The sequence below is a fragment of the Mesorhizobium sp. M0968 genome, assembly GCF_040319065.1.
Lineage (GTDB): Bacteria > Pseudomonadota > Alphaproteobacteria > Rhizobiales > Rhizobiaceae > Mesorhizobium.
Genome location: NZ_JAMYNL010000009.1, coordinates 215270 through 222088 on the forward strand (window position 1 = coordinate 215270; position 6819 = coordinate 222088).

The 6819-nt window shown below is 64.4% G+C and carries 7 protein-coding genes; 5 read left to right on the top strand and 2 right to left on the bottom strand.

All coding sequences use genetic code 11. From position 1 onward, the window contains the following. The first annotated feature begins 39 nt into the window (after positions 1–39). Positions 40–1386, top strand: a complete 1347-nt coding sequence (locus NKH67_RS18685; protein WP_352473976.1) for an FAD/NAD(P)-binding protein — start codon at positions 40–42, stop codon at positions 1384–1386. Positions 1387–1714: 328 nt separating this feature from the next. Continuing rightward, complete coding sequence (locus NKH67_RS18690; protein WP_352473975.1) at positions 1715–2068, top strand: winged helix-turn-helix transcriptional regulator; 354 nt, start codon at positions 1715–1717, stop codon at positions 2066–2068. Positions 2069–2182: 114 nt separating this feature from the next. Here NKH67_RS18690 and NKH67_RS18695 read toward each other — a convergent pair whose 3' ends face one another. Beyond that, positions 2183–2830: a cysteine hydrolase family protein gene (locus NKH67_RS18695; RefSeq protein WP_352473974.1), complete on the bottom strand. Its 648-nt coding sequence runs from the start codon at positions 2828–2830 to the stop codon at positions 2183–2185. Then, on the bottom strand, positions 2827–3156 hold the full coding sequence (locus NKH67_RS18700) for a hypothetical protein (RefSeq protein WP_352458586.1): 330 nt from the start codon (positions 3154–3156) through the stop codon (positions 2827–2829). Before NKH67_RS18700 ends, NKH67_RS18695 begins: the two co-directional genes overlap by 4 nt. Before the next feature lie 157 nt (positions 3157–3313). Here NKH67_RS18700 and NKH67_RS18705 point away from each other — a divergent pair, with 157 nt between their 5' ends. The 3 genes from NKH67_RS18705 (at position 3314) to NKH67_RS18715 (ending at position 6502) form a co-directional block, all read left to right on the top strand. Next, on the top strand, positions 3314–3712 hold the full coding sequence (locus tag NKH67_RS18705; RefSeq protein WP_352473973.1) for a RidA family protein: 399 nt from the start codon (positions 3314–3316) through the stop codon (positions 3710–3712). A 187-nt stretch (positions 3713–3899) separates the two neighbouring features. Beyond that, complete coding sequence (locus NKH67_RS18710) at positions 3900–5324, top strand: pyridoxal-phosphate dependent enzyme (protein ID WP_352473972.1); 1425 nt, start codon at positions 3900–3902, stop codon at positions 5322–5324. Next, positions 5321–6502, top strand: a complete 1182-nt coding sequence (locus NKH67_RS18715; RefSeq protein WP_352458589.1) for a cystathionine gamma-synthase — start codon at positions 5321–5323, stop codon at positions 6500–6502. The genes NKH67_RS18710 and NKH67_RS18715 overlap by 4 nt, the downstream gene beginning before the upstream one ends. Positions 6503–6819: the final 317 nt, after the last annotated feature.

Consider the following 6819-nt stretch of genomic DNA (forward strand, 5'->3'; position numbering starts at 1 on the left):
CCTGAGCCGGCGACGATCGCCAGGACAGCTGGTGTGCGCATGACCGGGCGCGCTACGCCAAGTTCGATCATCATTGTCGGCGGCGGCGCCAGCGGTGTCGTGCTTGCCGCTCATCTGCTGAAGTCGCCCAATCCCGATCTACGTGTCAGCCTGATCGAAAAACGCCCGCATTTTGGGCAAGGCATGGCCTATTCAACGCTGCTGTCGGCGCATGTGCTGAATGTCAGCGCGTCGGGCATGAGCGCCTATGCCGACGATCCCGGCAATTTCTCGCGCTGGCTGCTTGAACGCGGCCTGGCAACGCCGGAACAGGCGCCGGTCTATGCGCCGCGCAGCGTCTACGCCCGCTATCTCAAGGAGTTGCTCGACGAGCTCGAGGCGCGTGAGCAGCAGACGGGCCGGCTGCGCTTGATCCGCGAGGAGAGCCTGTCGATCTCGCCGACCGCGTCAGGCGTCGAAGTGGCGCTGGCCAACGGCACCAGCGTGGTTGCGCATCTTGCCGTGCTCGCCACCGGCCACGACGAAGAGCCGGGGGCGGGGCAGGGGCATGCGATCAGGATGGGATCCGAGGCGGACACTGCGCTCGACCCCGAAGCCCGAGTCCTGGTGCTGGGCACCGGCTTGAGCATGGTCGATGCCTTCCTGTCGCTCGAGCAGCGCGGCCACCGCGGCGCGATCGTCGCGGTGTCGCGGCGCGGCCTGCTGCCTTCGCCGCATCGCAAGGGCAATCCGATCAAGCTCGACGTTGCCGACATTCCGCTCGGCACCCAGCTTTCCTATTTCGTCGGCTGGTTCCGCGACCTGATCCGGGAAAACCAGAAGGCCGGCATCGACTGGCGCGACGTCGTCGACGGTCTGAGACCCTTCAACCAGAAGATCTGGCAGAACTGGCCGTCCTCGGCCAAGCGCCGCTTCGTCGAGCACACCAAGGCCTGGTGGGACATCCACCGCCATCGCATGGCGCCGGAAGTCTACGCCCGCGTTGCCGAGGCGGTGCAAGCGGGCCGCATCCGCCTTGTCGCCGGCCGCGTCGTTGAGATCGCCGCCGGCGACGGCTTCAGCCTACAGGTCCAGTCGCGCCACACGCAGCAGCTCGAAAGGTTCGACGTCACCCGCATCTATGATTGCACAGGCATCGCCAGGGACATCTCGACCACCTCGAACAGCGTGGTGCGGTCGCTGGTCGAGCGTGGGCTGGCACGGCCGGATCCGCTGCGCCTCGGCCTCGACGTGACCGCGAACTGCGAGGTCATCGCCGGCGACGGCACGGTATTCGCCAATATCCTCGCCGTCGGTCCACTGACGCGCGGCACCTTCTTCGAAATCGACGCCATTCCCGATATTCGCGTGCAGTGCGCGCGGCTGAGCAAGCGCTTGCTCGGATGAGGCCGCCTCTGTCTTGACGCGATCTCGGATGCAAGACCGCTGTCGCCGGGTGAAAAGATCTCGACCGCATAGCCGCGTTCGGTGAAGGCGAACCAGGGTGCGGGAGCTCGCTCCACCAGAGCCGACCAGCAGCCTGTGGTGGTCGAGACAGCCAGGCGATGACGCCACACGTTTCGGCCGTCTCGCATCGACCGGATTGATGTCGCGCACGCTCGTCTTCGTTCTCCTCCATGGATTTTGTAGTCGGCGAGGCCGTGAGCCGCGACCCTGGCCAGATGGCCGGGCAAATTCTGCTTTCGTCGTCACCGTGCCTTGCCTACCATGGCGCATGACCCAACGCGGAAGACTCTACGGCTGTCCGGTCGAGTTCGCGCTCGACGCGCTCGGGGGCAAATGGAAGACGGTGATCCTGGCGCGCATCAAGGAACAGCCGATGCGCTATTCCGACCTGCGCCGGCTGATTCCCTCACTCTCGGACAAGATGCTGACGCAGCGCCTGGCCGAGCTTGTCGAGATCGGCTTCGTCACGCTCCAGACGTCGCCCGACGGCAAGGGGCGCTACGCCTTGACCGGGCGCGGTGAAGATCTCGCCGCCGCGCTCCAGGCGCTCTACGACTGGGGCAGCGTGCACGGTCGCGCCGAAGGCGTGCGCTTTCGCACCGACAGCGCAGCCACCACCTAGATCAATTCCGGGAAAAGCGCGGAGCGGTTTTCCGTCCGTAATGTGTGAAGACAAAGCGATGGAGCGGTTCGGCGTTGCCGTGAAACGGTGGGTCGCGCGGCAAGCCGATTGCCCTCAACCCGCGCCGGCAAGCGCGCTGCAGAAGCTTGCGATGTCGGTGACGACGGCTTCGCCGAGGAAGCGTAGCGTTGCCATCGAGCGGTCGCGCGCTTCGCGGTTGCCGAAGCCACAGGCATCCTCGATTACCACGGCGACAAAGCCATTGTCGGTCGCCTGGCGAACGGTCGGCTCGATGCCGATCTCCATGGCGATGCCAGCGAGCGCTATCGTGCGCACGCCGCAGTCGCGCAAGGCAAAGCCGAGCGCGGTGGAATCGAACGCCGACATCGTGAGCTTGTCGAATACCGCCTCGTCCGCGCGGGGGTCCAGCTCGGGCACGATCCGCGTCGCTTCGGCGTCGCGCAGGAACCACGGCTCGACCGTGTCGGGGCTGTCGCGCCGCTGCCAGGCCATGGCGGTGCGCAGCTGCGTCGCGCCCATCCATTTGCGCGGCAGCGACAGGTGGCGCGTGAACGCCACCCGCATTCCGGCCCCGCGCGCCGCTTCCAGCACCGTGCCGGTGCGCTCGACGAGGGTGGCGGCGCCGGCCACCTGCCGACAGATGCCGACCTGCATGTCGTAGACCACCAGCGCCGTGCGGCGCGGATCGCACCACTCAGCCAGGCTGGCCGGGATTTCGATCCCGTCGCTCGACCGGATCATGCCGCAGTCCGGTCCCATGGCTTGGCGATATCGACCGTCGGATCGAACAGGAATTCCAGCGGCAATGGCGCGTCGAAGGCGATGAAGTGCCATTCTAGCAGCCCGGCCTTGGACAGCGGGAAGTCCTCGGTGTAGCGCCGCGCTTCCGCGACGCTGTCGAGCTCGAAGACGATGATGACGCCGCCAATATCGGCGCGCGCATAATTCTCGCGCACGATCCCCGCCTTCCAGAGCCGCCAGACATTCGACACTTCGTCGCGCAGATAAGGCCGCAAATCGTCGAGCGTGACGCCGGGCTTGAAATTGTCATAGGCAAGAATCTTCATCGGCCGTTCCTTGTATTGCTGTTCGCCCAGCGCCGGGTAGCATGGCCGAATCGGCGGCCGCAACGAACGAGATGGTGCGTTGAAACGCCCGCACGATTGCCGTTGATCCTATGGGCGGCCGCGGGATAATTTTTGCTGAAGAGGAGGAAAAAGTGCGGTGACCATCGAAAGGCTGAACCCCGAGGGCATGCACAGCAATCCGGCCTATTCACAAGGCGTGTCGCTGCCGGCATCCGCGCGCATCGTGCTGGTCGGCGGCCAGAATGGCGTCGACGCGCAAGGCCGGACCGTCGCCAGGGACGATCTCCCTGCGCAGACCGCTCAGGCGCTTTCCAACCTGGCAAAGGTGCTGGAAGCCGGTGGGGCAAAGCCTGAAGACCTCGTCAGCCTCTCGGTCTATATCGCCGGCGACCTGGACATAGGGCCGGCCTTCGGCGCCTGGATGGCGTTCTGGGCAAACCGTGGCGCGCCGCCGATCATCAAGGTGCTGCGCGTCGCCGGCCTCGGCAATCCGGATTTTCTGATCGAGATCGAAGCTCAGGCCGCGATCGCCTGAACCCTAAGCGGGTTCTGCAAATCTTTTGCCCCTGCCTGCAGGCCGACGAAGCTTTCGCGAAATTCCATTCCCCTGCTGGCGGCCGGATTGGCACGATCTATCTTCTTTCCAACTGCAAACGGCTGGAAAAGACGGTAGGTTGCCGTCTTCCAGGGCGGTTGCTCATTCTGGCAACGGAGCATCTGACATGAGCAAGCACAAGATCGTGGCACCGGACGATGCATCGTCCCGCCTGCGCCCGCCCTATGCCTCGGTTCTCGACCTGATCGGGCAGACGCCGGTCGTCGAGCTGACCAAATTCGACATCGGCAAGTGCCGGCTGTTCATCAAGCTCGAAAGCCAGAATCCCGGCGGCTCGATCAAGGACCGCATCGCGCTGTCGATGATTGCCGCCGCCGAAAAACAGGGCAAACTGAAGCGCGGCGGGACGATTGTGGAGGCGACCGCCGGCAACACCGGTCTTGGTCTCGCTCAGGTCGGCATTCCCAAGGGCTACCGCATCATCCTGGTCGTCCCCGACAAGATGTCGCGCGAAAAAATCCAGCATTTGCGGGCGCTCGGCGCGGAGGTGCGGATGACGCGTTCCGATGTCGGCAAGGGTCATGCCGAATATTATCAGGACATGGCCGAAAAGATCGCCGCCGAGCTGCCCGGCGCCTTCTATGCCAACCAGTTTGCCAATCCGGCCAATCCGCTGGCTCATGAAACCACGACCGGACCGGAAATCTTCCAACAGCTCGAAGGCGACGTAGATGCGGTTGTCGTCGGTGTCGGCTCCGGCGGCACGCTGACCGGGCTTGGCCGCTATTTCGCAAAGGTCTCGCCGAAGACCGAGATGATTTTGGCCGATCCGGTCGGCTCGGTGCTGGCGCCGTTGATCAAGACCGGCAAGATGATAGAGGCCGGGAGCTGGACCGTCGAAGGCATCGGCGAGGATTTCGTCCCGCCCAATGCCGATCTGTCGCTGGTCAGGAAGGCCTATTCCATCCCCGACAAGCAGAGCATGCTGGCGGTGCGCGACCTGCTTTCGAAGGAAGGCATCCTCGCCGGCTCGTCGTCCGGCACGCTGCTTTCGGCAGCGCTCCGCTATTGCCGCGAGCAGACCGTGCCGAAGCGCGTCGTCACCTTCGTCTGCGACAGCGGCAACAAGTATCTGTCGAAAGTGTTCGACGACTTCTGGCTGGCCGAGCAGGGCCTTGCCGAGCAGGAGCAGCATGGCGATTTGCGCGATCTGGTGATGCGTTCGCACCGCACCGGTGACACCGTGTATGTCGGTCCGGACGAAAGCCTGCTCAACGCCTATGGCCGCATGCGCCGCTCGGACGTTTCGCAGCTGCCCGTGCTGGACGAGGGCAAGCTCGTCGGCATCATCGACGAAAGCGATATCCTCGCCAAGGTCGAAGGCCCCTATGACAGCCGCTGGGACCGCTTCAAGGCTCCGGTCAGTACGGCCATGACCTCTACCCTGCACACGCTGCAAGCCAGCCAGACGCTGGACGCGTTGCTGCCGGTGTTTGATCGCAACGAGGTCGCCATCGTCTTCGACGGCGACGAATTCATCGGGCTGATAACACGCATCGACCTGATCAACCATCTGAGGCGCGCCCGATGACCGTCAAAGCCACCGTATCGGGCAAAAACCGCCTCGCCTTTTCGACGCGCACCATCCATGGCGGCCAGAGCCACGACCCGACGACGGGCGCGGTGATGGTACCGATCTATGCCACTTCGACCTACGGTCAGCAGAGCCCGGGCGTGCACAAGGGCTTTGAATATGCCCGCAGCCAGAACCCGACCCGCTTCGCCTTCGAACGCGCTGTGGCCGATCTCGAAAGCGGCACAGCCGCCTTCGCCTTCGCTTCGGGGCTGGCAGCGATCGCCACTATTTTCGAACTGCTCGATTCCGGCGCCCACATCGTCGCCACCGACGACATCTATGGCGGCACGTTTCGGCTGCTCGAGCGGGTGCGCAAGCGCTCCGCCAACCTCCAGGTCGACTTCGTTGACTTCACCGATCTTGCCGCGGTCGAGGCGGCGATCCGCCCGGAAACCAAAATGCTCTGGGTCGAGACGCCGACCAACCCGCTGCTGCGTGTCGTCGACCTCGAAGGCGTCGCAGCACTTGCCAGGCGCAAAGGCGTGCTCTCAGTCGCCGACAACACTTTCTGCAGCCCCTATCTGCAGCGGCCGCTGGAGCTCGGCATCGACATCGTGGTCCATTCGACGACAAAATACCTCAACGGCCATTCCGACATGGTCGGCGGCGTCGCCGTGGTCGGCGACAACAAGGATCTCGCTGACCGGCTGAAATTTCTGCAGAACGCCATCGGCGCCATTTCCGGGCCGTTCGACAGTTTCCTGGCGCTGCGCGGACTGAAGACGCTGGCGCTGAGGATGGAGCGTCATTCGTCGAACGGCCAGAAGATCGCGCACTGGCTGGAAAGCCGTCCCGACATCCGCCGTGTCATCTATCCCGGCCTGCCCAGCCACCCGCAGCACGCCATCGCCAGGCGGCAGATGCACGCCTTCGGCGGCATGATCACGGTCGAGCTCGACCGCGACCTCGCCGGCACCAAACGCTTCCTCGAACATACGCAACTGTTCACGCTGGCCGAAAGCCTCGGCGGCGTCGAAAGCCTGATCGAGCACCCGGCGCTGATGACGCACGGCTCGATCCCGGCGAAAAAACGCGCCGAGATCGGGATTTCGGATTCGCTGGTAAGGCTGTCGGCCGGGATCGAGGATGGCGACGATCTGATCGCGGATCTGGATCAGGCGCTGGCCAGTTGAGCCGGATAGCGAGACGTCGGCGGGACAGCGCCCCCCTCCGCCCTACCGGGCATCTCGGCCACGAGGGGGGAATTTGGCCGTCATCTTGCGCTTTCGCCAACCTCCAACGCTGAAACACGGACGGGACGGCGAAGCTGCCGTCTCCCCGCTTGTGGGGGAGATGTCCGGCAGGACAGAGGGGGCGTGAAGGATCGCGAACGAGCGGCGCTTATTCTGCATCGATAGTGATGGGGTGGACGCCCCCTCGACGGCATCGATGTGCCAGAATGGTGGTGTTTGACAGCCACCGTAAGAGAGGGAGCGTCCACAATGGAAGT

Coding starts and splice junctions, on each gene's coding strand:
- NKH67_RS18685 (WP_352473976.1), top strand. CDS start 40: ATGACCGGGCGCGCTACGCCAAGTTCGATCATCATTGTCGGCGGCGGC.
- NKH67_RS18690 (WP_352473975.1), top strand. CDS start 1,715: ATGACCCAACGCGGAAGACTCTACGGCTGTCCGGTCGAGTTCGCGCTC.
- NKH67_RS18695 (WP_352473974.1), bottom strand. CDS start 2,830: ATGATCCGGTCGAGCGACGGGATCGAAATCCCGGCCAGCCTGGCTGAG.
- NKH67_RS18700 (WP_352458586.1), bottom strand. CDS start 3,156: ATGAAGATTCTTGCCTATGACAATTTCAAGCCCGGCGTCACGCTCGAC.
- NKH67_RS18710 (WP_352473972.1), top strand. CDS start 3,900: ATGAGCAAGCACAAGATCGTGGCACCGGACGATGCATCGTCCCGCCTG.
- NKH67_RS18715 (WP_352458589.1), top strand. CDS start 5,321: ATGACCGTCAAAGCCACCGTATCGGGCAAAAACCGCCTCGCCTTTTCG.